The sequence below is a fragment of the Intrasporangium oryzae NRRL B-24470 genome (assembly GCF_000576595.1).
GTDB classification, from domain to species: domain Bacteria; phylum Actinomycetota; class Actinomycetes; order Actinomycetales; family Dermatophilaceae; genus Intrasporangium_C; species Intrasporangium_C oryzae.
Genome location: NZ_AWSA01000019.1, coordinates 44701 through 71054, shown reverse-complemented (window position 1 = coordinate 71054; position 26354 = coordinate 44701). Strand labels below are relative to the sequence as shown.

General features: G+C 71.5%; 26 protein-coding genes and 1 pseudogene. 8 read left to right on the top strand and 19 right to left on the bottom strand.

The annotated features are described in order from the left end of the window. Positions 1-129: 129 nt before the first annotated feature. The 5 genes from N865_RS10625 (at position 130) to N865_RS10605 (ending at position 4016) form a co-directional block, all read left to right on the top strand. Entirely contained in the window at positions 130-930 is an 801-nt protein-coding gene (locus tag N865_RS10625) for a prolipoprotein diacylglyceryl transferase (RefSeq protein WP_034805300.1), read from the top strand. 46 nt (positions 931-976) lie between these two features. Beyond that, positions 977-2557 carry a radical SAM protein gene (locus N865_RS10620; protein WP_034805295.1) on the top strand — a complete coding sequence of 527 codons (1581 nt, stop codon included), beginning with the start codon at positions 977-979 and terminating at the stop codon, positions 2555-2557. 91 nt (positions 2558-2648) lie between these two features. Further along, complete coding sequence (locus N865_RS10615) at positions 2649-3023, top strand: hypothetical protein (protein ID WP_034805292.1); 375 nt, start codon at positions 2649-2651, stop codon at positions 3021-3023. A gap of 85 nt (positions 3024-3108) precedes the next feature. Continuing rightward, positions 3109-3411 (top strand): hypothetical protein, encoded by a 303-nt coding sequence (locus N865_RS10610; RefSeq protein WP_211244890.1) that lies wholly within the window; start codon positions 3109-3111, stop codon positions 3409-3411. Then, on the top strand, positions 3408-4016 hold the full coding sequence (locus N865_RS10605; RefSeq protein WP_034805288.1) for a membrane protein: 609 nt from the start codon (positions 3408-3410) through the stop codon (positions 4014-4016). The genes N865_RS10610 and N865_RS10605 overlap by 4 nt, the downstream gene beginning before the upstream one ends. 30 nt (positions 4017-4046) lie before the next feature. On the opposite strand, the gene hisS is transcribed toward N865_RS10605, so the two are convergent. Beyond that, positions 4047-5387, bottom strand: coding sequence for a histidine--tRNA ligase (gene hisS, locus N865_RS10600; RefSeq protein WP_034805284.1), 1341 nt, complete (start codon positions 5385-5387; stop codon positions 4047-4049). Continuing rightward, positions 5384-6085 carry an MBL fold metallo-hydrolase gene (locus N865_RS10595; RefSeq protein ID WP_034805280.1) on the bottom strand — a complete coding sequence of 234 codons (702 nt, stop codon included), beginning with the start codon at positions 6083-6085 and terminating at the stop codon, positions 5384-5386. The genes hisS and N865_RS10595 overlap by 4 nt, the downstream gene beginning before the upstream one ends. A 166-nt stretch (positions 6086-6251) precedes the next feature. On the opposite strand from N865_RS10595, the gene N865_RS10590 reads away from it, so the two are divergent. Then, positions 6252-7103, top strand: coding sequence for a peptidylprolyl isomerase (locus N865_RS10590; RefSeq protein ID WP_034805276.1), 852 nt, complete (start codon positions 6252-6254; stop codon positions 7101-7103). Further along, positions 7100-8758: a DUF349 domain-containing protein gene (locus N865_RS10580; protein WP_245603725.1), complete on the top strand. Its 1659-nt coding sequence runs from the start codon at positions 7100-7102 to the stop codon at positions 8756-8758. Before N865_RS10590 ends, N865_RS10580 begins: the two co-directional genes overlap by 4 nt. Positions 8759-8906: 148 nt before the next feature. On the opposite strand, the gene N865_RS10575 is transcribed toward N865_RS10580, so the two are convergent. The 10 genes from N865_RS10575 to pdxT form a co-directional block, all read right to left on the bottom strand. Continuing rightward, a complete protein-coding gene (locus N865_RS10575) occupies positions 8907-11192 on the bottom strand; it encodes a RelA/SpoT family protein (RefSeq protein ID WP_034805272.1) in 2286 nt (761 codons plus the stop codon). Positions 11193-11220: 28 nt separating this feature from the next. Beyond that, positions 11221-11763, bottom strand: coding sequence for an adenine phosphoribosyltransferase (locus tag N865_RS10570; RefSeq protein WP_034805359.1), 543 nt, complete (start codon positions 11761-11763; stop codon positions 11221-11223). 5 nt (positions 11764-11768) lie between these two features. Continuing rightward, positions 11769-12920: a protein translocase subunit SecF gene (secF, locus tag N865_RS10565; RefSeq protein WP_034805269.1), complete on the bottom strand. Its 1152-nt coding sequence runs from the start codon at positions 12918-12920 to the stop codon at positions 11769-11771. After that, entirely contained in the window at positions 12917-14803 is a 1887-nt protein-coding gene (secD, locus tag N865_RS10560) for a protein translocase subunit SecD (RefSeq protein WP_034805266.1), read from the bottom strand. The genes secF and secD overlap by 4 nt, the downstream gene beginning before the upstream one ends. A gap of 8 nt (positions 14804-14811) precedes the next feature. Beyond that, positions 14812-15165: a preprotein translocase subunit YajC gene (locus N865_RS10555; RefSeq protein WP_051510448.1), complete on the bottom strand. Its 354-nt coding sequence runs from the start codon at positions 15163-15165 to the stop codon at positions 14812-14814. 225 nt (positions 15166-15390) lie between these two features. Beyond that, complete coding sequence (ruvB, locus tag N865_RS10550; RefSeq protein ID WP_034805263.1) at positions 15391-16521, bottom strand: Holliday junction branch migration DNA helicase RuvB; 1131 nt, start codon at positions 16519-16521, stop codon at positions 15391-15393. Then, the gene (gene ruvA, locus N865_RS10545; protein WP_034805260.1) at positions 16518-17120 is read right to left on the bottom strand and encodes a Holliday junction branch migration protein RuvA; all 603 of its coding nucleotides are present in this window, start codon (positions 17118-17120) and stop codon (positions 16518-16520) included. The genes ruvB and ruvA overlap by 4 nt, the downstream gene beginning before the upstream one ends. Beyond that, entirely contained in the window at positions 17117-17722 is a 606-nt protein-coding gene (ruvC, locus tag N865_RS10540) for a crossover junction endodeoxyribonuclease RuvC (protein WP_034805256.1), read from the bottom strand. The genes ruvA and ruvC overlap by 4 nt, the downstream gene beginning before the upstream one ends. A gap of 135 nt (positions 17723-17857) precedes the next feature. Beyond that, positions 17858-18616: a YebC/PmpR family DNA-binding transcriptional regulator gene (locus N865_RS10535; protein ID WP_034805253.1), complete on the bottom strand. Its 759-nt coding sequence runs from the start codon at positions 18614-18616 to the stop codon at positions 17858-17860. Between the two features lie 35 nt (positions 18617-18651). Further along, positions 18652-19260, bottom strand: a complete 609-nt coding sequence (pdxT, locus tag N865_RS10530; RefSeq protein WP_034805250.1) for a pyridoxal 5'-phosphate synthase glutaminase subunit PdxT — start codon at positions 19258-19260, stop codon at positions 18652-18654. Positions 19261-19402: 142 nt separating this feature from the next. Here pdxT and kynU point away from each other — a divergent pair, with 142 nt between their 5' ends. Continuing rightward, positions 19403-20725, top strand: coding sequence for a kynureninase (gene kynU, locus N865_RS10525; RefSeq protein ID WP_084328132.1), 1323 nt, complete (start codon positions 19403-19405; stop codon positions 20723-20725). A 66-nt stretch (positions 20726-20791) separates the two neighbouring features. Here kynU and N865_RS23520 read toward each other — a convergent pair whose 3' ends face one another. The 7 genes and pseudogenes from N865_RS23520 to pgsA all read right to left on the bottom strand — a co-directional run bounded on the left by N865_RS23520 (position 20792) and on the right by pgsA (position 26310). Further along, complete coding sequence (locus tag N865_RS23520) at positions 20792-21157, bottom strand: hypothetical protein (RefSeq protein ID WP_051510447.1); 366 nt, start codon at positions 21155-21157, stop codon at positions 20792-20794. A gap of 67 nt (positions 21158-21224) precedes the next feature. After that, positions 21225-21683: pseudogene (locus N865_RS23920) on the bottom strand (DUF4037 domain-containing protein); the annotation flags it as partial. 176 nt (positions 21684-21859) lie between these two features. Then, entirely contained in the window at positions 21860-22807 is a 948-nt protein-coding gene (pdxS, locus tag N865_RS10515) for a pyridoxal 5'-phosphate synthase lyase subunit PdxS (protein WP_051510446.1), read from the bottom strand. Positions 22808-22998: 191 nt separating this feature from the next. Beyond that, entirely contained in the window at positions 22999-23550 is a 552-nt protein-coding gene (locus N865_RS10510) for a hypothetical protein (RefSeq protein WP_034805247.1), read from the bottom strand. Beyond that, positions 23547-24722 carry a glycosyltransferase family 4 protein gene (locus N865_RS10505; protein WP_034805244.1) on the bottom strand — a complete coding sequence of 392 codons (1176 nt, stop codon included), beginning with the start codon at positions 24720-24722 and terminating at the stop codon, positions 23547-23549. Before N865_RS10505 ends, N865_RS10510 begins: the two co-directional genes overlap by 4 nt. Next, entirely contained in the window at positions 24719-25690 is a 972-nt protein-coding gene (locus N865_RS10500; RefSeq protein WP_245603724.1) for a phosphatidylinositol mannoside acyltransferase, read from the bottom strand. The genes N865_RS10505 and N865_RS10500 overlap by 4 nt, the downstream gene beginning before the upstream one ends. Beyond that, the gene (gene pgsA / locus N865_RS10495) at positions 25687-26310 is read right to left on the bottom strand and encodes a phosphatidylinositol phosphate synthase (protein WP_034805241.1); all 624 of its coding nucleotides are present in this window, start codon (positions 26308-26310) and stop codon (positions 25687-25689) included. The genes N865_RS10500 and pgsA overlap by 4 nt, the downstream gene beginning before the upstream one ends. Between the last annotated feature and the right edge of the window lie 44 nt (positions 26311-26354).

Here is a 26354-nt window from a genome sequence, read left to right as displayed (position 1 = left end):
CGCGAGGGGCACCGGGCCGGCCGGTCCTGAGGGGGCCGGCACCACAACTGTAGCCACGCCGACACGGGCCTCTGACGCGCATCACGTGTGCTCCCACGCTTGCGGCACGCGCCGTGCCAGAGTTCCCCCATGCACCCCGTCCTCGGAGAGGTCCTGGGGGTCGGGATCCCGGCCCACGAGGCCTTCGTCGCGCTCGGTCTGCTCGTCGCGACGCTCGTCTTCGGCGCCGAGATGCGCCGTCGGCGCATGGCCGACCCGAGGCTCTGGGCCGTCGTCGCCGTGGCGCTCTCGTGGGGTGGCGTCTTCATGTATGCCGGGACGTGGTTCCAGCACCTGGACCCGAGCGCGAACGCCGGGTTCGTGGCGCAGTTCCTCTACGGCAACCGCAGCGTGCTCGGTGGCCTGGCCGGCGCGTATGCCGGGGCGCTGGCGGGCAAGCGCCTGACCGGGTACCGCGGCCGCACCGGCGCCCTCTTCGCGCCGGCCGTCGCGGCGGGCCTCGCCATCGGCCGGGTCGGGTGCCTCCTGACCGAGGACCCGGGCTCGCCGACCGGCCACGACTGGGGCATCGTCCTCGACCCGGCGGCAGCGGCCCGGACCGGCGCAGTCGCTGGTGTGCCCCTCCACCCGTCGTTCCTCTACGAGATCGCGTTCCACCTCCTGGCGCTCGCGCTCGTCGTCCGCCACCGCGACCGGCTCGAGGAGCCCGCGGGCCTGCTCACGGTCTACCTCGCGGCGTATGCCGTGTTCCGCTTCCTCGTCGAGTTCGTCCGGGGCAACGAGGTCGCGTGGCTGGGGCTGACCCGGCCCCAGCTCTTCCTCCTCGCCCTGGGACCCCTCGTGCTGTGGCGCGCCGCCCGAGTCCTGCGCCCCGCACGCCACACCGCCCCGATCGCACCGGTCCCCCCGATCACCCAGGAGGTGGCATGACGCCGAACCTGCCCCACGCCCTCGCGACCTGGCCGGCGCGCCGCTGATGGCGGTCCCAACCGGACCGGGGCGCGGACTGCGGGGCGACCGGATCCACCGCTACGTCAATGCCTTCTGCCCCCGCTGTCACCACGACCGCCCGGAGCGCGAGCTCGCCGACGTCCCGCGCCTCAGCGGGTGGCTCGCCGAGCGCGACGGGCGGATCTGGCTCGAGCGGGCCTGCCGTGAGCACGGCCTCGTGCGGACGCTCTACGACGAGTCGCCCGAGATCCTCACCTACCTCGAGCAGTGGACGGCCCCGACGAAGTCCCACGTGCCCGACCGCGTCGGCAACCTCCTTCCGGTCCCCGAGGCCTACGAGTACGGCCTGCCGGCGATGCAGACGCAGCACACCTGCATCCTCCTCGAGGACCTGACGGAGCACTGCAACCTGCGATGTCCGACCTGCTTCGCCGACTCCGCGCCCTCGCTGCGCGGGGTCGCCTCGATCGCCGACGTCCTCGCCAACGTCGACGCCCGGATCGCCCGTGAGGACGGACGGCTCGACGTCCTCATGCTCTCGGGCGGCGAGCCGACCCTCCACCCCGACCTGCCCGAGCTGCTCGCCGCGCTCGTCGAACGGCCGATCGTGCGGATCCTCGTCAACACCAACGGGCTGACGATCGCCCGCGACGACGCCCTCGTCGACCTGCTCCACCGCCACCGCGACCGGGTCGAGGTCTATCTCCAGTACGACGGCGAGAGCGCCGAGTCCTCCCGGCACCACCGCGGCGCCGACATCCGGCGCTTCAAGGACCTCGCCATCGAGCGTCTCGCCGCCGCCGAGGTCTTCATGACCCTGACGATGACGGCCGCCCTCGGGGTCAACGACGGCGAGATCGGGCACGTCGTCCTGCGCGCCCTCGAGACGCCGTACGTCGGGGGCATCTCGATCCAGCCCCAGTTCGGCAGCGGACGGAGCGGCCCGCTCGACCCGCTCGACCGGCTCACGCACACGGGCGTCCTCGCGCGGCTCGGGCCCCAGACGGGTGGGCTCGTCACCTGGCGTGACCTCACCGCCCTCCCGTGCTCGCACCCGCACTGCGCGTCGGTCGGCTACCTCCTGCGCGACGACGCCGGCTCGTGGACGTCGCTGACCCGCGCGGTCGGGCACGAGCGGCTGCTCGAGTGGCTCGAGCTGGCCCCCGACCTCGTGGCCAACCGTGTCGTGGACCAGGCCGTGTCTGCCGAGCTGCGGGCCGTCGTCAAGGAGTCGGTCCTCGGCCTGCTCAGCGAACAGTCCTCGCTGTCACACCCTCAGGTGGGCGACCTCTGGCGGGGCATCTGCGACAGCTGCGACATCGGGGTCGGGACCCTCGCCACGCTGGCGGGCTCGAGACTCCCGGGCCACCAGAAGCGGCTGCGCCGCCTCCTCGCCGAGCGCGTCGTCCGGATCACCGTCAAGCCGTTCATGGACGTGTCGACGATGATCGAGGAGCGCCTCACCCAGTGCTGCGTCCACGTCGGGACCCGCGGCCCCGACTCCGCCGACCAGTGCGCGCCGTTCTGCGCGGTCCAGGCGTGGCCCCGCCTCGCCCGGCAGCGGCTGTCGACCCGGTCCGAGCGACAGCTGCCTCTCGTGCACTGACCCCGTGCACTGGCCCGCGAAGGGACTCCCTCCGCGACCTCGTCCACCCCCCACCGCCCCGACGACCTCGCCCCTCCGCCGAAGGAGCACGATGACGATCCCGCCGCCCGACGACCCACAGAACGAGTCGCCGGACCCCGACGCTCCGCGACCCGGACCACCGGGAACCGACGACCGCCCGTGGGAGCAGCCGACGCCCCGGCGCCACGGACGCAAGCGGCTCCTCGGCGCCCTCGCGGCCGTCGTCTACCTCGCCGCCCTGCTTGGCACGTCGCTGGGGTGGTCCAGTGGGGCCACCCTCCTCGTCGGGGGCGTCCTGTTCGGCGTCCTCGCCGGCACCGTCCTGATGGCGATCGAGGAGATGCGGCCGTATGCCGCCGGGTTCCTCCTCGGGCTCGCCGCGGTCATCGTCGTCGGCGGGGGCGCCTGCATCGGGCTCATCGCCTATGTCAGCTCGACCGTCTGAGCGGCCGATGACCGACCAGGAAGCCCAGGGCCCTCACCCCCGTCCCGAGGTTGGACCCCCTCACCCCGCCGGGTACGGAAGCGCCGTGGACCTGACCCCGACGGCACCCGAGCCGACAGCGGATCGCGGCTCAGCGGCATACGACCCGCTGCGCCTCTGCGTCTTCGCGACGGTCTCGCTCCTCTCGTGGCTGGCCGGGCCGTGGGCGCTCGCCGTCTTCGCCGGTCTCGGGTTCGCCGGCTACTGGCGCGCCCGTCGGGCCGGGCTGCTCCGCTCGCGCTGCCTGCTCGGCGACACCCGGCTCGTCCTCGTCTACCTTCTCGCGCTGCTGGCCGTCGCGGCGGCGGCCATGTGGCACCAGCTGAGCACCCTGGGAGGCACCTCGTGAAGCTCTACGCCGACACCACCGCCCGCCGGACGCGGCAGCTGGTCGCCGACGTGCTCGTCCTGCTGTGGATCGGTCTGTGGGTCTGGGCCGGACGCCAGGTCCACGACACGGTGGCCCGCCTCGGAGCACCTGCGGACTCGATCACCTCGGCCGGGCAGTCGGTCCAGGACGCGCTCACGGGAGCCGGCCGGCAGGCCGGGCGGATCCCGGCCGTCGGCGACGACCTCCAGGGGTGGCTGGACCAGGCGGCGGGCTCCGGCACGACGCTGAAGAACGCCGGGCTGTCCATGTCGTCGACGATCGACACCCTCGCGACCCTGCTCGGTTGGCTGACGGCCCTGCTGCCCATCGTCCTCGTCGTCGGCTGCTGGGGCGTGCTCCGGTGGCGCTTCGTGCGCCGCGCCACGAGCGCACAGCGCTTCATCGACGCGACCGAGGACCTCGACCTCTTCGCCCTGCGGGCCATGGCGAACCAGCCGATGACGGCGCTCGCCCGTATCTCCGACGACCCTGCAGGGGCGTGGCGGCGCCGGGATGCCGACGTCATCCGGGCCCTCGCCACGCTCGAGCTGCGTGACCAGGGGCTGCGGCCACCGGCGGGGTGAGCCGGTGGCCGCGGGCTTCCGGCGTGGGGCTCAGCCGATACGCGTGACCGCAGGCACGAGGTCGGCCGGGTCTGGCAGCCACGACGACGCGTCGGCCGGGACCTGCTCGCCCGAGCGGATGTCCTTGACCTCGTCGCCCGACCCGCCCGCGCCCGGAAACCACACGAAGGGGATGCCGCGACGCTCGGCGTAGCGGATCTGCTTGCCGAACTTCGCGGCCGAGGGCGCGACCTCGCAGGCGATCCGACGACGGCGCAGCTCCGTCGCCACCGCCACCGCCTCCTCGCGGGACGCGTCGTCCTTGAGGGCCACGAGGACGGCCGCCGGTGTCGACCGGGAGGCCGTCACGAGACCGCTCCCGATGAGCAGGCCGAGGATGCGGGTGACCCCGATGGAGATGCCGACGCCGGGGTAGGTGTTGCGGCCGTCCGACGCGAGGGCGTCATAGCGGCCGCCCGAACAGAACGAGCCCCACGACTCGTGGCCGATGAACTGGGTCTCGTAGACCGTGCCCGTGTAGTAGTCGAGGCCGCGCGCGATCCGCAGGTCGGCGACGAGCTTGCCCGGGGCGTGCGCCATCCCGGTGCGGATGACCTCCGTGAGGGACTCGAGACCCTCGTCGAGGAGGGGGTGCTCGACCCCGAGGGCGCGGACCCGGTCGACGAACGACAGGTCGTCGGTCCGGATCGCCGCGAGGGCTAGGCACTGGTCGGCCTGCTCCGGGGTGGCACCCGACTCGACGAGGAGCGCCTTGACCTTCTCGGGGCCGATCTTGTCGAGCTTGTCGACGATGCGCAGCGTCCCGATGACATCCGTCAGGCCGATCCCCTGGTAGAAGCCGTTGGGGATCTTGCGGTTGTTGACCTGGATGACGAACTCGCCGACCGGGAACTTGCTGAAGACGTCGGCGATGACGAGCGGCATCTCCGCCTCGAAGTGCGGCGAGAGCTGGCCCACGTCGACGACGTCGATGTCGGCCTGGGTGAACTCGCGGTAGCGGCCCTCCTGGGGACGCTCGCCCCGCCACGCCTTCTGGATCTGGTAGCGCCGGAAGGGAAAGGCGAGCTTGCCGGAGTTCTCGAGGACGTAGCGCGCGAACGGCACGGTCATGTCGAAGTGCAGACCCCAGCGGGCCTCCTCGTCGCCACCGCCCGCGAGCCGGGAGACGGCATAGATCTCCTTGTCGGCGTCCTCACCCTGCGAGCTCAGGCGCTCGATCGGCTCGATGGAACGTGTCTCGATCGAGGAGAACCCGTGGAGCTCGAACGTCTCGCGGATGACGTCGAGGAAGCGCTGCTCGACGATGCGCTCCGCGGGGAGGAACTCCGGGAAGCCGCTGATCGGGGTCACTTTGGCCTGGGGGGTGCTCACGCGGACAAGTCTTTCAGGTAGGGGTTGGTGGCCCGTTCGTGGGCCATGGTCGTGGCCTGGTAGTGCCCGGGCAGGACGAGGGTCGTGTCCGGGAGGGGCAGCACGACGTCCCGCAGGCTGCGGCGCATCGCCGCGTCGTCACCGCCGGGGAGGTCGGTCCGGCCGATCGAGCCGGCGAAGAGGACGTCGCCCGTGATCATCGTCCGGTCGACGTCGACCTGGTCGCGGATGCCGTTGGGGACGCGGTCGATACCGAACATGACGGAGCCCTCGGTGTGCCCGGGCGCGTGGTGCACGTCGAACTCCATGCCGGCCAGGGTGAGACGCGCGCGGTCGCGGATCTCGACGACGGTGCTCGGTTCGGTCCACGTGGCGCGGCTGCCGAACTGCTGCTCGAGCATCGCGAGCAGGCCCGGGTTGCTGCGCCCCAGCAGATCGGTGAGCCGGTATCGGTCGTCGGCATGGATGTAGGCCGCCGTGTCGGTCCCGCAGACCGGGGTCACAGAGTAGACGTGGTCGACGTGGCCATGAGTGAGCAGGACGGCGGCCGGCCGCAGCCGGTGCTCCGCGAGAACCTCCCGGAGCGTCTCCACGACGCCGATGCCCGGGTCGACGATGACGCACTCCTCCCCCGCGCTCGGCGCGAGGACGTAGCAGTTGGTGTCGAACGCCTGGGCAGGGAACGCGATCGTCAGCACGGCGCGAGCCTAGTGCGCGGGAGAGACTTGGGCGCGCCGCGTTCGTGCGCATGGAAGAGTGGGTTTCACTGACTCGTGACCAACCCACTGTGTCTCGAGTTCGACGTGTCCCTAAAATGACCGGACGCCCGGGGACAACCCGCACGGCCCGTTCGAGGAGAGGTTTGTGACCAAGCAGCAGGAACGCGCGCGTGCGCGTCGCCGCCACGAGGAGAAGCAGAAGACCGTCAAGCCGCCGGTGAGCGACGCGACACGCGACAAGCAGGTCTTCGGTGTGATCCTCGCGGTCATCCTCGTCATCGCGGCCCTCATCGCCGTGCCCAAGATCATCGGCAACCAGGACAACGCGACCCCGACCGCGGCGGCCACGTCGACGGCTACGTCGACGGCGTCGGCGACGAGCACCGGCGGACTCGCCGCAGGTCAGAAGCTCGCAGCCGGCTGCACTGCTCCCCCCGCGCCCCAGGCCAACCCGAAGTCGCTGACCAAGGTGCCCGACAAGGCCACCGCGGCCGGCAAGACCTTCATCGCGACCATCAAGACGACGTGCGGCACCCTGACCTTCGAGCTCGACGGGACGAAGGCCCCCCAGACGGTCGCGTCCTTCCTCAACCTCGCCAAGGAGCAGTACTGGGCGCCGAGCCCCTGCCACCGCGTCACGACCGAGGGCATCTACGTCCTCCAGTGCGGCGACCCGACCGGCACCGGTTCCGGCGGTCCCGGCTACACGTTCGGCATCGAGAACGCCCCGAAGGACGGCACGTACCCTGCAGGCACGCTCGCCATGGCCCGCACCTCGGACCCCAACAGCAACGGCGGCCAGTTCTTCATCACCTACAAGGACACCAAGCTGCCCACCGCGGGCGGCGGCTACACGATCTTCGGCAAGGTGACCGGCGGGCTCGACATCGTCGACAAGATCGCGGCCAACAAGGCGCTCGCCCCCAACCCGACCGACGGCACCCCGGTCTCGCCCATCAGCATCCTCAGCGTCGACGTCACGGAGAAGAAGGCATGACGGACATCATCCAGCCCGAGCCCGACGAGACCACCCCGGTGGAGAACCCGGTGGAGGCCCCGGTGGAGGCCCCGGAGGCGACCACGGAGGCGACCACGGAGGACGGCCAGGCGCCCGTCGCGGAGGTTCCGGCCGCGGAGGTTCCGGCCGCGGAGTCGGATGCGCCGTCGACGGCCGAGTCCGCTCCGGAGGCCCCTTCGTCCGAGGAGGCCCCGGCCGAGGAGGCCCCTTCATCCGAGGAGGCCCCGTCATCCGAGGAGGCGCCGGCTGCGGCGGCTCCCGCTGCCCCCACGCCGGCCTCGATCCCCAAGCCGAGCGCCATCCCGACCCCGGCGGCCATCGCCAAGGCGGTCCCGCACCCGCCGACGCCGGCGGCCCCCGCGCTCATCACGACCGACCACTCGGCCTCGGCCGCCTTCGGCCGGGTCGACGAGAACGGCGTCGTCTACGTCCGGACGACCGACGGCGAGAAGGAGGTCGGCTCCTACCCCGGCGCGAGCGACGAGCAGGCCCTCACGTACTTCGCCCGCAAGTACGACGAGCTCTTCGCCTCCGCGGTCCTGCTCGAGCAGCGCCTCGCGCAGCCTGAGGTGCCGTCCAAGGACGTGCAAGACGGCCTCAAGACGCTGACCGCCCAGGTCGCTGACGCGGCCGTCGTGGGCGACCTCGACGCGCTCGCCAGCAAGCTCGACGAGATCCAGTCCGGTATCGCCGCGAAGCGCACCGTCGAGCAGCAGCACCGGGCCGAGGCCCGCGCGGCAGCGACCGCCGAGCGTGAGCGGATCGTCGCGGAGGCCGAGTCGATCGCGGCGCAGCCCGAGAACAAGATCCAGTGGAAGACGAGCGGGGCGCGCATGCGCGAGCTGCTCGACGAGTGGAAGCAGCACCAGCGCGCCGCCACCCGGCTGGACCGCGACACCGAGTCGGCCCTGTGGCAGCGCTTCAGCGCGGCCCGCAACGGCTTCGACAAGGCCCGGCGCAGCCACTTCGCGGGCCTCGACGCCGCCCACGCGGAGGCGAAGGCCGCGAAGGAGCGCCTCGTTGACGAGGCCGAGAAGCTCGCAACGAGCACCGACTGGGCCGCGACGGCGGGTGCCTTCAAGCGCCTCATGGACGAGTGGCGCCACGCCGGCCGGGCCTCGAGGTCCGACGACGACCGGCTCTGGGGTCGCTTCAAGGCCGCCCAGGACGCGTTCTTCTCGGCCAAGGACGAGGTCGTCGCCGCCGAGGAGGAGCAGTACCGCGGCAACCTCGCGGTCAAGGAGGCCCTCCTCGTGGAGGCCGAGGCCATCCTGCCCGTCACCGACCTCGAGAAGGCCAAGGCCCAGCTGCGCAGCATCCAGGACCGGTGGGATGCCGCCGGCAAGGTTCCGCGGGCCGACATGGACCGGGTCGAGAAGGCCATGCGCCGGATCGAGCAGACGGTCCGCGACGCCGAGGACCACCGCTGGAAGTCGAGCAACCCCGAGGTTGCCGCCCGGGCCCGGGCCATGGTCGACCAGCTCGAGCGTGCCGTCGCCGACCTCGAGGCCGACCTCGCCAAGGCCGAGGCCTCGGGCAATGCGAGCCGCATCAAGAAGGCCCGCGAGGCCCTCGAGGCGCGTCAGGCGTGGCTCGACCAGGCCCGCGCGGGGGTCGCCGAGTTCGGCGGCTGAGCGACCACACGTCATGAACGGCCACCCGGCTCCCTGAGTCGGGTGGCCGTTCGCGTCCCGACCGAGGACCACGGGGTATGCCGCCGGGCTGGCAGGGCACGTCGGCCGCGGACCGCTACCCAGCGGCATACGTGCTGGGCCCGTGTGGTCAGGCGGTCGACTTGCCGCCGTTGACGCGGTAGACGTCGAAGACGCCGTCGATGCGGCGGACGGCCTTGATGACGTGGTCGAGATGGGTGGGGTCGCCCATCTCGAAGGTGAAGCGGGAGATCGCGACCCGGTCGCGCGAGGTCTGCACGGACGCCGAGAGGATGTTGACGTGCTGGTCGGAGAGCACGCGGGTGACGTCCGAGAGCAGTCGGCTGCGGTCGAGCGCCTCGACCTGGAGCTGCACGAGGAAGACGCTCGCCGAGGACGGAGCCCACTCGACGTCGATGAGCCGGTCCGGGTTGGCCGTGAGCTGGGCGGCGTTGGTGCAGTCCACCCGGTGGACCGAGACGCCGCTGCCCCGCGTGACGAAGCCGAGGATCGGGTCGCCCGGCACGGGCGTGCAGCACTTGGCCAGCTTGACCCAGACGTCGGGGGTGTCGACGACGACGACGCCGGGATCGCCAGGCCGGCGACGTGAGGCCGCCCGCGTTGGAACGGTCGCCTCCGCGAGGTCCTCGGTCGCTCCCTCCACGCCGCCCATCGAGGCGACGACCTTGCCGACGACGTGCTGCGCCGAGACGTGCCCTTCTCCGACAGCCGCGTAGAGCGCCTCGATGTCCTGGTAGCGCAGGTCGGTCGCCACGGCGGTCATCGACTCGTGGCTCATGAGGCGCTGGAGCGGGAGGTTCTGCTTGCGCAGGGCCTTGGCGATGCTCTCCTTGCCCGCCTCGATGGCTTCCTCGCGGCGCTCCTTGGAGAACCAGGCCTTGATCTTGTTGCGGGCGCGGGGGCTCTTGACGAACTGGAGCCAGTCGCGGCTGGGGCCGGCGCCGTCGGCCTTGGAGGTGAGCACCTCGACGACGTCGCCGTTCTCGAGCGTCGACTCGAGCGGCACGAGGCGCCCGTTGACCCGGGCACCGATGCAGTGGTGCCCGACCTCGGTGTGGACGGCATACGCGAAGTCGACCGGCGTGCCGCCCGCCGGCAGGGCGACGACCGAACCCTTCGGGGTGAAGACGTAGACCTCGCTCGAGCCCATCTCGAAGCGCAGCGAGTCGAGGAACTCGCCCGGGTCCTCGGTCTCGCGCTGCCAGTCGAGCAGCTGGCGCAGCCACGCCATGTCGTTCTGGGGGGTGATCTCACCGGGGCGCGCTCCCCCGCCGTTGGCCGCCTGGTCCTTGTACTTCCAGTGGGCCGCGACGCCGTACTCGGCGCGACGGTGCATCGTGTGCGTCCGGATCTGGATCTCGACCGGCTTGCCCTGCGGGCCGATGACCGTCGTGTGGAGCGACTGGTACATGTTGAACTTCGGCATCGCGATGTAGTCCTTGAACCGGCCCGGGACCGGGTTCCATCGCGAGTGGAGGGCGCCCAGCGCGGCGTAGCAGTCGCGCACGGTGTCGACCAGGACGCGGACGGCGACGAGGTCGTAGATCTCCTCGAAGTCGCGGCCCCGCACGATCATCTTCTGGTAGACGGAGTAGTAGTGCTTGGGCCGGCCCGTCACCGTCGCCTTGATCTTCGCCGCCGTCAGGTCCTCCATGACCTGGGTGCGGACGCCGGCGAGATACTCCTCCCGGGCGGGAGCCCGCTCCGCGACGAGGCGGACGATCTCGTCGTACACCTTGGGGTAGAGCGTGGCGAACGCAAGGTCCTCGAGCTCCCACTTGATGGTGTTCATGCCGAGGCGGTGTGCGAGCGGCGCGTAGATCTCGAGCGTCTCGTTGGCCTTGCGCCGGGCCGACTCGGGCGAGACGTAGCGCCACGTGCGGGCGTTGTGGAGCCGGTCGGCGAGCTTGATGACGAGGACGCGGATGTCGCGGGCCATCGCGATGACCATCTTGCGCACGGTCTCGGCCTGGGCCGCCTCACCGTAGGTCACCTTGTCGAGCTTGGTCACGCCGTCGACGAGCATGGCGATCTCGTCGCCGAAGTCGCGCTTCAGCTCGTCGAGGCTGTAGTCGGTGTCCTCGACGGTGTCGTGCAGCAGCGCCGCGGCGAGGGTCGGGGGTGTCATGCCGAGTTCGGCGAGGATCGTCGTGACGGCGAGAGGATGCGTGATGTAGGCGTCGCCGCTCTTGCGCATCTGGCCCTCGTGGGCCCGCTCGGCCACGGCATACGCCCGCTCGATGACCGAGACGTCGGCCTTCGGGTGGTTGTGCCGGACGACGGTCATGAGCGGCTCGAGGACCGGGTTGCCGGTCGGGCGCGTCGCGCCGAACCGGGCGAACCGAGCGCGCACCCGGGACGGGGTGCTCAGCTCGCCGCGGACATCCTCACTCATGAACAGAGTCTAGGGGGTCGCCCTGAGATCACACCGTGAGGATCGCGTTGACGGTCCGGTCACCGAGACGGGACCGCCCGTCGAGGAAGGCGAGCTCGAGGACGACCTCGATCGCGGCGACCTCGGCTCCGGCCCGCTCGACGAGCGAGCAGGCCGCCTCGGCGGTCCCCCCGGTGGCGAGGACGTCGTCGATGACGAGTACGCGCTGGCCCACCTCGAAGGCGTCGTTGTGCACCTCGATCTCGGCCGTGCCGTACTCGAGGGCGTAGGACTCGCGGAGCGTCTCGCCCGGCAGCTTGCCCGCCTTCCGGACGGGGACCATCCCGAGCCCGAGCTCGTAGGCGACCGCTGCACCGAGGATGAAGCCGCGCGCCTCGATCCCGACGATGACGTCGACGCGGTCGCGGTAGCGATCAGCGATGTCCCTGACGAGAGCACCCAGGGCCGGTCCGTCCGCGATCAGCGGGGTGAAGTCCTTGAAGAGGACCCCCGGCTTGGGGAAGTCGGGGATGTCACGCAGTCGGCTCGCGACGAGCTCGGCGACGGACTCGTCCGCGTGGAGTTCGGCCACGCCGGTCACCGCTTCGACTTCGGTGCCCGCTTGGGCTGGTTGCGGGGACCGGCCTGGGCGTACTTGTGCACCGGGCGGTAGCCGGCCTCGGCCGGGCTGACAGCCTGCTGACCCTCGACCACCGCGGCGCCGTCCGCGCCGACGATCGCCGGCTCGCGGGTGTCGACGCCGGCGACGGCGGCCTCCTTCGCGTGGCGGGCGACGTACTTGTCGAGCGCCTTGACGGCCGGCTCGTTGCGACGCAGGTCGACGAGGAGCGGTGTCGCGATGAAGATCGACGAGTAGGCGCCGACCCCGATACCGATGAAGAGCGCGAGGGCGAGGTCGAGCAGCGTGCCCGGGCCGAGCGCGGTGAACCCGACGACGAGGATCGCGGCGATGGGCAGCAGCGCGACGACCGTCGTGTTGATCGACCGGACGAGGGTCTGGTTGACGGCGAGGTTGGCCGCGGCGGAGTAGGTCATCCGCTTGGTCCTGAAGGCCTCGGCCGTGTTCTCGCGCACCTTGTCGAAGACGACGACGGTGTCGTAGAGCGAGTAGCCGAGGATCGTCAGGAAGCCGATCATCGACGAGGGCGTGATCTCGAAGCCGAACAGGGCATAGATGCCGACCGTGATGACGAGGTCGTGGAGCAGCGCCACCAGGCCTGCGACCGCCATCTTCCAGGTCCGGAAGTAGAGCGCCATGACGAGGGTGACGAGGATGAGGAAGACGATGAGGCCACGGATCGCCTGCTGGCTGACGGTCTCACCCCAGCTCGGGCCGATGAGCGAGGAGCTGACCTGCCCGGCCGGTACGCCGAACGCCTCCGCAAGGGCCGTCTTGGCCTCGTTGGTCTTCTCCGAGGCGGCCTCGGTCTGCACCCGGACGGTGTCCTGGCCGACGATCGTCGCGACGACGTTGCCGCCGATGCCGGCCTCGTTGACGGCGGTCTGTGCCTTCTGCTCGTAGCCCTGGCTGTTGCTCACGCCCTGGACTCGGAACTCCGACCCGCCGCTGAACTCGATGCCGAAGTTGAGGCCCTTGACGAAGATCCCGACGAGGGCGAGGACGACGAGCACGCCGGAGATGGCGTACCACGTCTTCTGCCGCTTGATGAATTCGATCGAGCGACGGCCCGTGTAGAGGTCGTTGCCGAACTGAGCGAAGTTGATCATGCCTGGGCCTTCCCCTCGGCGAGACGGGCCGAACGCGTCGCAACCGGCGCCGGATTGCCGAACTGGCCGCGGCCGCGGTAGCGGGGGCTCTCCTTGGCGCCGAGGCGCTCGGGGTCGAGACCCGACCACTTGTGGCCGCCACCGAAGAACTCCGTGCGGGCCAGCAGCTGGACCGTCGGGTGGGTGAAGAGGATGACGACCACGAGGTCGATGATCGTCGTGAGCCCGAGGGTGAACGCGAAGCCACGGACGTTGCTCGACGCGAGCAGGTAGAGCACGAGGGCCGCGATGAAGTTGACCGTGTCGGCGGCGATGATCGTGCGTCGGGCGCGCTTCCAGCCGGTCTCGACGGCGGCGACGAGGGGTCGCCCGTCACGGACCTCGTCGCGGATGCGCTCGAAGTAGACGATGAAGCTGTCGGCGGTGACACCGATGGCGACGATGAGACCGGTGACACCGGCCATGGTCAGGCGGAAGCCGTGCGTCGTCCCGAGCACCGTCACGGCGAGGTAGGTCATCAGCGACGCGACGAGGAGCGAGACGACGGTGACGAACCCGAGGGCGCGGTACTGGAACATCGAGTAGATGACGACGAGGATCAGGCCGATGAGGCCGGCGAGCAGGCCGAGCTTGAGCTGCTCCTCACCGAGCTGGGGCGTGATGTTGTCCTGCGTCTGCAGCTTGAACGAGATCGGCAGGGCACCGAACTTCAGCTGCTGCGCGAGGGCCTTCGCCGAGTCGATCGTGAACGAGCCGGTGATCGAGGCGCGGCCGTCGGTGATGACGGCGCGGGCCTGCGGGGCCGTGATGACGGACTTGTCGAGCACGACGGCGAACTGGTCCATCGGGGGCTGGCCCTGCATGCCGTAGAGGCGCTTGGTGACCTCGGCGAACTTGGCCTTCCCGGCGTCCTTGAACGAGAGGGCGACCTCGACGATGGAGGTGGGCTGGCCGTTGGGGCCGGGCTGGAATCCGCTCGTGGCGTCGGCGATCTGGCTGCCGTCGATCTCGACCGGGCCGAGGACGTACTTCGTGGTGCGGTCGTCGCTGCACGTGGCCAACGGCTGGGCGGGGTCGTCGACGATCTTGTCGACGGCGCCGGGGACGCTGCAGTCGAGGGCGACGTAGTCCTTGGCGACCTTCGCAGCGGCGGCCTCTGCCTTGGCCTTGTCCCAGCCGAGGCCGGTCAGGCCCTGCAGGGCCTGGGCCTTGATGGCGGCCTCCTGCTCGGCGGACGTCGGTGCCGTCGGCGTGGCGGTCGGCGTGGCGCCGGTCGCCGGAGTCGCGGCGCCGGAGGCGGTCGGGGTCGGCGCCGGGGTCGTCGCCGCGCTGAAGGCGTCGGGCACGACACCGTTGGCGGCCGTCGTGCTGGGCGCCGGGGTCGTCGCCGACGGGGTGCCGGTCGCGGTTCCCGTGGCCGTGCCGGTCGGGGTGCCGGTCGGGGTCGTCGTAGGCGTGCCGGAGGGCTGGGCCGCAGCCGGCGAGCTGCCGAGCGCCTGGACGAAGACGGCGCGGAACCGCAGCTGGGAGGGCTTGCGGATCGCGTCGAGCTGCTCCTGCGAGGGCGTGCCGGGGATCGAGACGACGATGTTGCGGCCGCCCTGGGTCGCGATCTCCGCCTCGGAGACGCCGTTGGCGTCGATGCGCTGGCGGATGATGTCGACGGCCTGGTTGACCTGGCCCGGCGTGACCTGCTCGTTGCCGACGAGGGAGGGCTCGAGGACCATCTCCGTGCCGCCCTGGAGGTCGAGGCCGAGGCGCGGCGTCAGCTGCCCGTCGCTCCAGACCTTGAGGCCGCCGGCGAGGGCGCCGAGCCCGAGGATGATGACGAGGAGCGCGAGAAGGCTGCGGACTGCTGACGTGCGGGTGCTGCTGCGTGCCACGTGTCGACTCACTGACCGGTCTCGGGGGCCTCGGTCGACCCCTCGCTCGTGGCCGGGCTCGAGGCGACCTCGGCCTGCTTCATGGCGAGGGCGCGCCGGTCGAACCGGATGATGGTGCCCTCGGAGACCTCGAGCCAGGCGGTCGAGGCGTCGAGCTGGCGGATCGTGCCGAAGATGCCCGAGGAGGTCACGACCTGGTCACCGACGTTGAGCGACTCGCTGAAGGAGCGCATCTGCCTGACGCGACGGCTGTTGGTCCAGAAGAGCCACCCGATGAGGAGCAGCGGCAGAGCGAGGATGAGCAGCCCGCCCGCTCCCGACGAGGAGGTCGCCGCGGGGGCCAGGGTCCCGATCGTTCCCATCAACAATTCAGTCCTTCGGTCTTCGTTCCGGGCAGCGCGCGACCCAGCACAGGGTTGTGGATGTCGCGTCAACGACCGGTGGCACCGGAAAGTGCCGCGGCAGCGGCGGTGGTGCCCGCAGGAGTCTACGTGCGGTGCGGACGTTTGTCAGACCAAGACAACGCCGTATGCCGCACGGCTGGGTCACGTTTTGGCCGCAGTTGGGCGATCGTCGGGTCCGGGCCGTCAGCCCTCGAACCGTCCACCACCCGCGTCGTCGATCGGCAGGGTGGCCGACCACATCGACTGGGCGTCGAGGGGCGGGGTGAGGCCGAGGTGTTCCCAGGCCAGGCCCGAGGCTGCACGGCCGCGCGGCGTCCGGATCATGAAGCCCTCCCGGACGAGGTAGGGCTCGGCGACCGTCTCGACGGTGTCGGGCTCCTCCCCCACCGCGACGGCCAGCGTCGAGAGGCCGACCGGGCCACCGTTGAACCGCCGGCAGAGCGCTTCGAGGACGGCGCGGTCGAGCCGGTCGAGCCCACGCTCGTCGACGTCGAAGAGCTCGAGCGCGCGGCGGGCGGCGATGTGGGTCACGCGGTCCTCGCCGTGGACCTGGGCCCAGTCCCGCACGCGGCGCAGCAGCCGGTTGGCGATGCGGGGGGTGCCGCGGCTGCGCAGGGCGATCTCGGCGATGCCGTCCTCGTCCGCCTCGAGCCCGAGCAGGCGTGCGGACCGATGGAGGATCGTGACGAGGTCGGCGGCGGCGTAGTAGTCGAGGTGCCCGGTGAAGCCGAACCGGTCGCGGAGCGGGGCGGGCAGCAGGCCGGCTCGGGTCGTCGCCCCGACGACGGTGAACGGCGGTAGCTCGAGCGGGATGGCCGTGGCGCCCGGGCCCTTGCCGATGATGACATCGACTCGGAAGTCCTCCATGGCGAGGTAGAGCATCTCCTCGGCGGACCGGGACATGCGGTGGATCTCGTCGAGGAAGAGGACCTCGCCCTCTGCCAGGGACGAGAGGACCGAGGCAAGGTCGCCCGCGTGCTGGATCGCCGGCCCGGACGTGATGCGGATCGGCTGCTCGAGCTCGCTCGCGACGATCATCGCGAGCGTCGTCTTGCCGAGCCCCGGCGGGCCCGAGAGGAGGACGTGGTCGGGCGGGGTGCCCCGGCGCCGCGCCGCCTTGAGGACGAGCCCCAGCTGCTCACGGACCCTGGTCTGGCCCGGGAAGTCCTCGAGGCGCTTGGGCCGCAGGGCCGCCTCGACCTGCCGCTCGTCGGTGTCGCTGCCCGCGTCGACGATGCGCGCCGTGGCGTCGAAGGAGCCGTCCGCCCACCCCTCGTCTCGCCCGGCCCCGGCGTCGGACCAGCCGGCCGTCATCGCCCGAGCTCCTGGAGCGCTGCCCGGAGCAGCGCGGAGACGCCAGCGCCCTCGGCGGCCTTGGGCGCGACCTTGTCGAGGGCGTCGTCGGCCTGCCGGACGGTCCAGCCGAGGCCGACGAGGGCCTCGCGGACCTGCTCGCGCCAGACCTCTCCGTCCGACTCGACGCTCGGGGCCGGCTGTCCGGGCGCGCCCGGCAGGACGCCCAGCTTGTCGCGCAGCTCGAGCACGAGGCGCTCGGCGCCCTTCCGGCCGATGCCCGGGACCTTGGTCAGGGCTGCGATATCGCCGCCGCCGAGGGCCGCGCGCACCGCCTCGGGTGAGTGGACGGCGAGGAGCGCGAGGGCGAGGCGCGGGCCGACACCCGAGACGGTCTGGACGGTCTCGAAGACGTGCTTCTCGTCGTCGGTGGCGAAGCCATAGAGCGTGAGGGAGTCCTCGCGGACGACGAGAGACGTCGCCAGGTCGGCGGGTTGGCCGGGGCGGACGGAGGCCGCTGTGGCCGGAGTCGTGTGGACGAGCAGGCCGACTCCCCCGACGCCGAGGACGACGGAGTCGAGGCCGGCCTTGAGGACGGTTCCGGAGAGCGAGGCGATCATCGCGGGAAGGCTCCAGGGTTGGCGCGGTTCGGGACGGGACGGCCGGTCGCGCCGTGGCGCGGGGCCCTCGAGGGTATGCCGCTCGGCGGGCTGCCGAGAGCGGCCGCCGCCTCCGCGAACCGGTTCTGGGTGCCGCCGCGCCAGACGTGGCAGATGGCGAGCGCGAGGGCGTCGGCCGCGTCGGCGGGTTTGGGGGCGTGCTCGAGCCCGAGCAGGTGGGTCACCATCGCCGTCACCTGGGCCTTGCCGGCTCGCCCGCTCCCGCTGACGGCGGCCTTGACCTCGGTCGGCGTGTGGAGGGTGACCGGGAGGCCGAGCCGCTCGGCGATGATCATGACGATGCCCGTGACCTGGGCGGTGCCCATCACGGTCGAGACGTTGGTGTCGGCGAAGACACGCTCGATCGCGACGGCCTCGGGCCGGTGCCGGGCGAACCACTGGCGCATCTCGTCCTCGACGGCGACGAGCCGTTTGGGGGTCGGGTCCCCCGAAGGGGTCCGGATCACGCCGACGTCGACGAGGGTGAGCCGGCGGCCCGGGACGCCGTCGACGACGCCGACGCCGCAGCGCGTGAGGCCGGGGTCAACGGCGAGGACGCGCACGGCATACCTCCTGGGTCGGCGAACGTGGATCCGAACAGGTGTTCGGCTCCACCGTATCCGCCCTCCAGGCAAAGGCAGGGAGGCACGCCGTCACGCGGCGTGCCTCCCGTGAGCCCGGACGGCGCGACCCGTCGGTCAGTCCTCGTCCTCGAGCTGGGCGAGGACGTCGTCGGGGATGTCGCCGTTGGCGTAGACGTTCTGGACGTCGTCGCTGTCCTCGAGGGCCTCGATGACCCGGATCATCTTCTTGGCGCCGTCGAGGTCGAGCGGCACCTGCAGGTTGGGCACGAACGAGGCCTCGGCCGACTCGTAGTCGATGCCGGCCTCCTGGACGGCCTTTCGGACCGCGACGAAGTCGCTCGCCTCGGAGACGATCTCCCACGTGTCGCCGTTGTCGTTGACCTCCTCGGCGCCCGCGTCGAGGACGACCTCGAGGATGTCGTCCTCGCTCTGGTCGCCCTTGGGCACGATGACGACGCCCTTGCGGTTGAAGACGTAGGCGACCGACCCCGGGTCGGCCAGCTGACCGCCGTTGCGGGTCAGGGCCGTGCGGACCTCGGCCGCGGCCCGGTTGCGGTTGTCGGTGAGGCACTCGATGAGCAGGGCGACGCCGTTGGGCGCGTAGCCCTCGTACATGATCGTCTGCCAGTCGGCGCCACCGGCCTCGGCCCCGGAGCCGCGCTTGACGGCTCGGTCGATGTTGTCGTTGGGGACCGACGTCTTCTTGGCCTTCTGGATCGCGTCGTAGAGCGTGGGGTTACCGGCGGGGTCACCGCCGCCCGAACGGGCCGCGACCTCGATGTTCTTGATGAGCTTGGCGAAGAGCTTGCCGCGTTTGGCGTCGATGGCAGCCTTCTTGTGCTTCGTGGTGGCCCATTTGGAGTGGCCGCTCATTCAGGTTCCCTCGCGTTCCGGTTTCCGTCGGCGCGTCACCGGCGGTGCTGACTGACGATCTTGACGAACTCGGCGTGGATCCTGCGGTCGCCTCCCACCACCTCGGGGTGGAACGACGTCGCCATGATGCTGCCCTGCCGAACCGCGACGATCCTACCGGCGGCCGGACCCTCGCTCACCCGAGCGAGCACCTCGACGCACTCCCCCGCCTCCTCGACCCACGGGGCGCGGATGAACACGGCGTGCACGGTGCCCTCGAGTCCGACGTAGTCGAGGTCCTGCTCGAAGGAGTCGACCTGGCGCCCGAAGGCGTTGCGGCGCACCGTGATGTCGAGGCCGCCGAGGGTCTGCTGGTCGGGGCGGGCATCGGCGATCCGGTCGGCGAGCATGATCATCCCGGCGCACGACCCGTAGGCGGGCATGCCCTCGGCGAGCCTGCGCTTGAGCGGCTCCTGGAGGTCGAACGCCCGGACGAGCTTGTCCATGACCGTCGACTCCCCTCCCGGGATGACGAGACCGTCGATCGACTCGACCTCCTCCGGGCGGCGGACGGTCGTCGCCTCGGCGCCGAGGTCACGAAGTGCGGCGACGTGCTCGCGCACGTCGCCCTGAACGGCGAGGACGCCGATGCGGGGACTGCTCATCACGCGCCACAGCCTAGGCGGGGGCCACGCGAGCCCTCACCGTGACCCCGTCGGAACCATGCCCAGCAAGCATCGATGAGCCGCGATGGCGTGTCGTCCAAGCACTGACGAGGCCGAATCGGGTCGCGATACGGTCCGGACCATGAGCACCGACGCCCGCGACCACACCCTCGACCACACGTTCGACCACTCACCCGGCCACTCACCGGAGCAGCCCGGCGGCCACGTCCTCGACGACCTCCTGTCCCGGGCCGCCGACCTCGACGCGAACGCGCCGCTCTCCGGGATCCGCGACCGGTTCACGCTGCCCGAGGGTGTCATCTACCTCGACGGCAACTCGCTCGGCGCGCTGCCGACGGCCGTCACGGAGGTCGTCCACGACGTGCTCGAGCGCCAGTGGGGTGAGCGTCTCATCCGGTCGTGGAACGAGGCCGACTGGTGGGGCGCCCCGACCCGCATCGGCGACGCCCTGGGACGCCTCGTCGGCGCCGCAACCGGCCAGATCGTCGTCACCGACTCCACGTCGGTCAACCTCTTCAAGGCCCTCATGGGTGCTGCGCGACTGCGGCCGGGCCGCACCGTGGTGCTGACGGACCCCGACTCCTTCCCGACGGACCTCTACATGACCGACTCCGCGGCACGGCTCGCCGGGCTCGAGGTCCGACGCGTGCACCCGCGCGACGCCGTCCGGGCGATCCACGAGGCCGGCGACAGCCTCGCGCTCGCGTCCTACTCGCAGGTCGACTACCGAACCGGTGAGAAGTGGGACCTCGTCTCGATCACCGAGGCCGCCCACGCCGTGGGGGCCCTCGCCTGCTGGGACCTCTGCCACTCAGCCGGCGCCATGGAGGTCGATCTCGACGCCGGCGGGGCCGACCTCGCCGTGGGCTGCGGCTACAAGTACCTCAACGGCGGCCCCGGCGCGCCGGCGTTCCTCTACGTCGCCCAGCGCCACCTCGCCGACTTCGACCAGCCGCTCACCGGCTGGCACGGCCACGCCCGGCCGTTCGAGATGGGCCCGAGCTACGCGCCGGCCGAGGGGATCGCGCGCGGTCGGGTCGGCACGCCCCCACTGATCTCGATGCTCGCGCTCGAGGCGGCCCTGACGGCATACGACGGGCTCGAGCCGGCCCAGGTGCGCGCCCAGTCCCTCTCCGTGACGGAGGCCTTCATCGGCGCGCTCGACGCGCTCGGCGTCGACCTGCCCCTCGCGACGCCGCGTGACCCGGACCGACGGGGGTCGCAGGTCTCGCTTCGCCATCCGCAGGCGTTCGCGGTCGTCCAGGCGCTCATCGCCCGTGGCGTCATCGGCGACTTCCGCGAGCCCGACATCATCCGGCTCGGTTTCGCCCCGCTCTACGTGACGCACGTCGACGCGGTCAACGCGGCCGCCCACGTCCAGGCCGTGCTCGACGGCCGCGAGTACGAGCGCCCCGAGTTCGCCGAGCGCGGGGCCGTCACCTGACGCGCCTGCGCCGGTCCAACACCGCCCGTCCAACACACCGGGAAGCGGTCGTCCTCGTCGGGCACATCACGCCCGGTTGACGGCTTCCCGGTGTGTTGCCGATGCGGGGCGCATGAGCACGTCGACGTTGTCGCTCCACTGCTCGACGCTCCCGACCCCGCGCGGGAGGGCCCGCACGACGGGGTCGGTGACGCTGTCCTCGATGAGGGTGACGCAGGCGGCGCGCACCCCGCGGTAGGGCCGGTCCCAGAACGGCTCGACCGGGTCGTCGACCATCGGGAGGCCCACCTCGGCCTGCAGGCGGCCGAGTACGCGGAGCGCGTCGACGAGGCCCGACTCGCGCTCCGGCCACCGCGTCGCCGCCAGCGCGGCCTCCAGCGGTCCGAGCGCCTCCCGGGCACGCGGGAGGCGCGCGAAGCCGTGCCGAGCCACTTGGCGTAGGGGGCCACCGTCGTTCGAGCAGGTGGCCGAGGTGCATGGCCGCCCCGCTCAGGCGGCCGGACACGACGCGGGAGCCGAGGTCGTCGCCGCGCTCAGCGGTGCGCCCGACGAAGGGCAGCTCCTGGGCCAGCCGCGCCCAGTCCGTGGCGACGACATGGCGCCGCACGTCGTCGGGGTACCACTCGAGCCGCTCGCGTATGCCGCTCAGCTCACCCACCCGGTCGACGAACACCTCCCCGCCGGTGACCTCCAGGACGGCCTGCCCCGTGAGGGAAAGCCACTCCGCGACGGTCAGGTCCCGGGTGGCGTCGACACCGAGACGCGACCGCGCGAACGTGGCCACGTCGGACACCTCGACGCGGTGACGGACCTGCCGATCCCAGGTGGTGGCGAAGCGGGTCGGCCGACCCTCGACGGTGTCGGGCAACCACCGCGCGAGGTACGCGTCGACCTCGGCCACGAGGTCGGCGGGCACGAGGACCGTGAGGCGAAGGCCCCAGTCGTGGTCGCGCGACATCGCGTGGGACCGATGCTGCCACGCCTAAGCAACACACCGAGCAGTCGTCAACGTCGCCGGGCACACCACCGTGGTGATGACGGCTTCTCGGTGTGTTGCGGGGCGAGACGCACGTATGCCGCCGGGCCCGGTCGGGCACGGCGGCATACGTCAGCGTGTGGCTGGCCGGGCGGAGGTCACCAACCGCGCTCGGCGAGCCGGTGCGGCTGCGGGATCTCGTCGACGTTGATGCCGACCATGGCCTCGCCGAGCCCGCGCGAGACCTTCGCGATGACGTCGGGGTCGTCGAAGAACGTCGTCGCCTTGACGATCGCCTCGGCGCGCTGGGCCGGGTTGCCGGACTTGAAGATGCCGGAGCCGACGAAGACGCCCTCGGCCCCGAGCTGCATCATCATCGCGGCGTCGGCGGGCGTCGCGATGCCGCCCGCGGTGAAGAGCACGACGGGCAGCTTGCCGGCGCGGGCGACCTCTGCGACGAGCTCGTAGGGTGCCTGGAGCTCCTTGGCCGCGACGTAGAGCTCGTCCTCGGGGAGGTTCTGGAGGCGGCGGATCTCCTGGCGGATCTGGCGCATGTGCGTCGTCGCGTTGGACACGTCGCCGGTCCCGGCCTCGCCCTTGGAGCGGATCATCGCCGCGCCCTCGGTGATGCGGCGAAGGGCCTCGCCGAGGTTGGTCGCGCCACAGACGAAGGGCACCGTGAACTGCCACTTGTCGATGTGGTTGGCGTAGTCGGCCGGGGTGAGGACCTCGGACTCGTCGATGTAGTCGACGCCGAGGCTTTGGAGGACCTGCGCCTCCACGAAGTGGCCGATGCGGGCCTTGGCCATGACGGGGATCGAGACGGCCTCGATGATGCCGTCGATCATGTCGGGGTCGCTCATCCGGGAGACGCCACCCTGGGCGCGGATGTCGGCGGGGACGCGCTCGAGGGCCATGACGGCGACGGCGCCGGCGTCCTCGGCGATCTTCGCCTGCTCGGGGGTGACGACGTCCATGATGACGCCACCCTTGAGCATCTCGGCCATGCCTCGCTTGACACGGGTCGTCCCCGTGCCGGTCGAGGCGGACGAGTGGGCCGCGGTGTCGGCCGCGGACGGGGTGCCCGTGGTCTCGGTAGTGCTCACGATGTCCTGCTTTCTCGTGGTGGGTTGTTCACAGGGTAGGCCCCCCGGCTGGACGGCTCCGACCCGGTCCGCGACCTGGGAGTAGGCGACGACGGTCGAACGGGCAGCGCGCGACGGGCGCGAATGGGCGCGAGAAGGCGGCGGGAGTCGGCGGACCGTACGGAAGGCCTCACCGCCCCGATGGATCGTCCTCAGGCCGCGAGGTGCTCGGGGATCTCGTCGTCGAACTCGATCGTGTGCGGCATCGGCGTGTGGCCGGCCAGATGGAAGATGCGGATGGCCCACTTGCGTCGGACGCGCCGGACGTCCGTGACAGCGTCGTTGTGGAACCGCCGTGCGAGCTGGACCCGGGTGCACGCGGACCCGAGCCGTCCCAGCTGGTCGGTGCCGGCCTCCCCCGCGTCGCGGACGAGCTCGACGGCGTGGGGCGTGAGGGAGAGCTGGAGGGCCTCGGTCAGGTCGCTCTCGGCGAGCTCACGGCTCTCGCCGTGCTCCTCGGGCACCTCGAGCGACCCCGCGGCAGCGTTGGCGAGGATGAGCGAGGTGGCCCCGTCGAGCAGGCCGCTCGTCGCGAGCTCGAGGGCCGCCTCCGCCCGGCGCACGAGCTGCGCGTCGAGCGCGGCGAGCGTGCCGCTCAGCCGGACGTGGAGACGGTCGAGCCGGGCTGCCGTGTAGCTGAGGTACCACGCGATGATCACGAGGACGAAGAGGCCCGCGAAGACCCACGTCAGGACCCCGCTCATCGGCCGATCCCGCCGCGCAGGAACCGGTTCCACCCCGTGTGGTGCTCCGGGCGGGCGGCCATGCGTCCCTCGATCACCGTCTCGTAGACGGCGATGATCCGGTCGGCGACGACCGACCAGTCGAAGAGCCGGGCGCGCGTGCGACCGGCAGCCGCGAGGTCGGCTCGACGTTCGCCGTCGCGCAGGAGCGCGAGGAGGTGCTTGGCGAGGTCGTCCGGGTCCTCGTTGTGGAACAGCTCCCCCGTCGCGCCGCCGTCGAGGACCCGGGAGAACGCCGAGATGTCGCTCGCGAGGACGCAGGCTCCGGCGGACATGGCCTCGATGAGGATGATCCCGAAGCTCTCCCCACCCGTGTTGGGAGCCACGTAGACGTCGACGGACGCGAGGAGCGAGGCCTTCTCCTCGTCGCTCACCGCCCCGAGGAACTCGAACGCCGCAGCGACGTGCTCGGGGAGCCCCGAGGTGACCTCCTTCGGGTCGCCGGGGCCGGCGACGAGCACCCGCAGGCCGGGGACCTCGGCGAGGACCGCCGGAAGGGCGGCGGCGAGGACGGGCAGGCCTTTGCGCGGCTCCTCCATCCGGCCGAGGAAGGCGATGGTCGGGCGCTCGGGGGTCCCCGTCCAGTCGGGTCGGTGCGGCGCGCTGGAGAACCGGTCGACGTTGACGCCGTTGGGGATGACCACGGCGTCGCCGCCGATGTGGGTCGTCACGGTCCGGCGGGCGTCCTCGCTCACGGCAATGCGGCCGGCGATCTTCTCGAGGCTCGACCGGAAGATCGGGTAGGCCGCCTGCATCGTCCGCGACCGGATCATCGAGGTGTGGAACGTCGCGACGATGGGCCCGTCGGCCGCCATGAGGGCGAGGACGCTGACGCTCGGCGTGACCGGCTCGTGCAGGTGGAGGACGTCGAAGTCGCCGTGCTCGAGCCAGCGACCCACCTTGCTCGCCGTGACCGGGCCGAAGTTGAGCCGCGCCACCGACCCGTTGTAGCGAACCGCGGTCGCCCGCCCTGCGGACACGACGTAGTCGGGCAGCTCGGTGTCGCTGTCGGCGGGCGCGAGGACCGACACCTCGTGGCCGGCATCGATGAGGTACTCGGCCAGGTCGCGGACGTGGAACTGGACCCCGCCGGGCACGTCGAACGAGTAGGGGCAGACGATCCCGATCCTCATGAGACGCCCTCGGTGGCGCCCACCCGTGCCGGGTCGAGGTCCTCGACGAAGACGCGCTGGAGCATGTGCCAGCTGTGCGTGTGCTCGCGGATGGTGCCGGACAGGTGGTCGGCGCACTGCTGGATGAGGTCGGCGACCTTGTCACCCGTCGTCCCGCCGACACGCGGCGCCAGCTGCTCGCTGAACTCGATCACGGTCCGGTGACCCCCGAGGCCCTCGCCGCGTGGAGCGGGCTCGTAGTGGATCGCGGCGCAGTAGAGCGGCGCCCCGGTCATGAGTGCGAGGACGGCCGGACCCTTGGCCATCCGGGCGCGGTGCCCGAGCAGGTCGACCTCGACGCCGTTCCTCGTCAGGTCGCGGTCGCTCGCCAGGGCGATGACGCGCCCCCCGGCACGGGCGCGTGCGAGGAGCGACGCGAAGGGGTCCTCCCCGCCGGTGAGCGGGATGATGTCCATGTCGATGGCGTTGCGGAAGGCGACGAACTCCTGGAAGACCTCCTCCGGCTCCAGCCGCTCCGCCACGGTCGTCACGGGCGCGATGTGGTCGGCGGACCAGGCGGCCGCGAGGTCGAAGTTGCCGAGGTGCCCGACGAAGACCACGGGGCTCTGCCCCGAGGCCGCGATGGCCGTGGGCTCCTCGGCGCCGTACGCGACGACCGCGCGGTCGATCTGGTCGCGCCGGAGCGACGGGAGGCGGAACGCCTCGCAGTAGTAGCGCATGTAGGAGCGCATCCCGTCGTGGACGAGGTCGTCGAGCTGGGCCTCGGTCAGCTCGGGGCGCACCCGCGCGTAGTTGGAGCGCAGGCGCTGCACCCCCTTGCCGTTGCGCAGGACGGCGAGGTCGGCGATCCGGTTGAACAGGCCGTATGCCGCCGGCTCCGGGAGCGCTCGGACGGTGGACCACCCGAGCCGGAACCCCAGCACGCTGACGGTGTCGGCGGCGCGCGCCAGCGGCGACGGGGTGCTCAACTGGCGACCTCGCCCTTCGCGAGGGCCTGGCGCCGGACGGTCAGCATGCGCTGCAGCACCGTCACGAAGCTGGCGACGGCGAGCAGCGCGAGGACGACCCCGAGCAGGATCGTCGAGTCGAGCAGGTCGGCGAAGAACGCCGCGACGAGGACGGCGACCAGCCGGTCGGCCCGCTCCGCGATGCCGACGTTGGCGGTGAAGCCGAGCCCCTCGGCCCGCGCCTTGGCGTAGGAGACGACACTGCCGAGGATGAGGCACGCCAGGGCCAGACCGGCCATCACCTGGTTGCTGCCCTTGCCTGCGTAGTAGATGACGAGGCCGCCGAAGATCGCCGCGTCGCCGATGCGGTCGAGGGTCGAGTCGAGGTAGGCGCCCCACTTGCTCGACCGGCCGGACTCGCGCGCCATGATCCCGTCGACCGTGTCGGAGAAGACGAAGGCCGTGATGACGAGGACGCCGATCCACAGGTCACCACGCGGGAAGAAGACGAGAGCACCGGCGCTGACACCGAGGGTGCCGACGATGGTGACGATGTCGGGACTGATGCCCAGCCGGAGGAACAGGTGGGCGATCGGGGCGAGGATCGTGGTCATCGTCGCACGGAGCAGTCTGTTGAGCATGGTGGGGACAGCCTACTGATCGGTTGCCGCAGTGAGGCACGAGC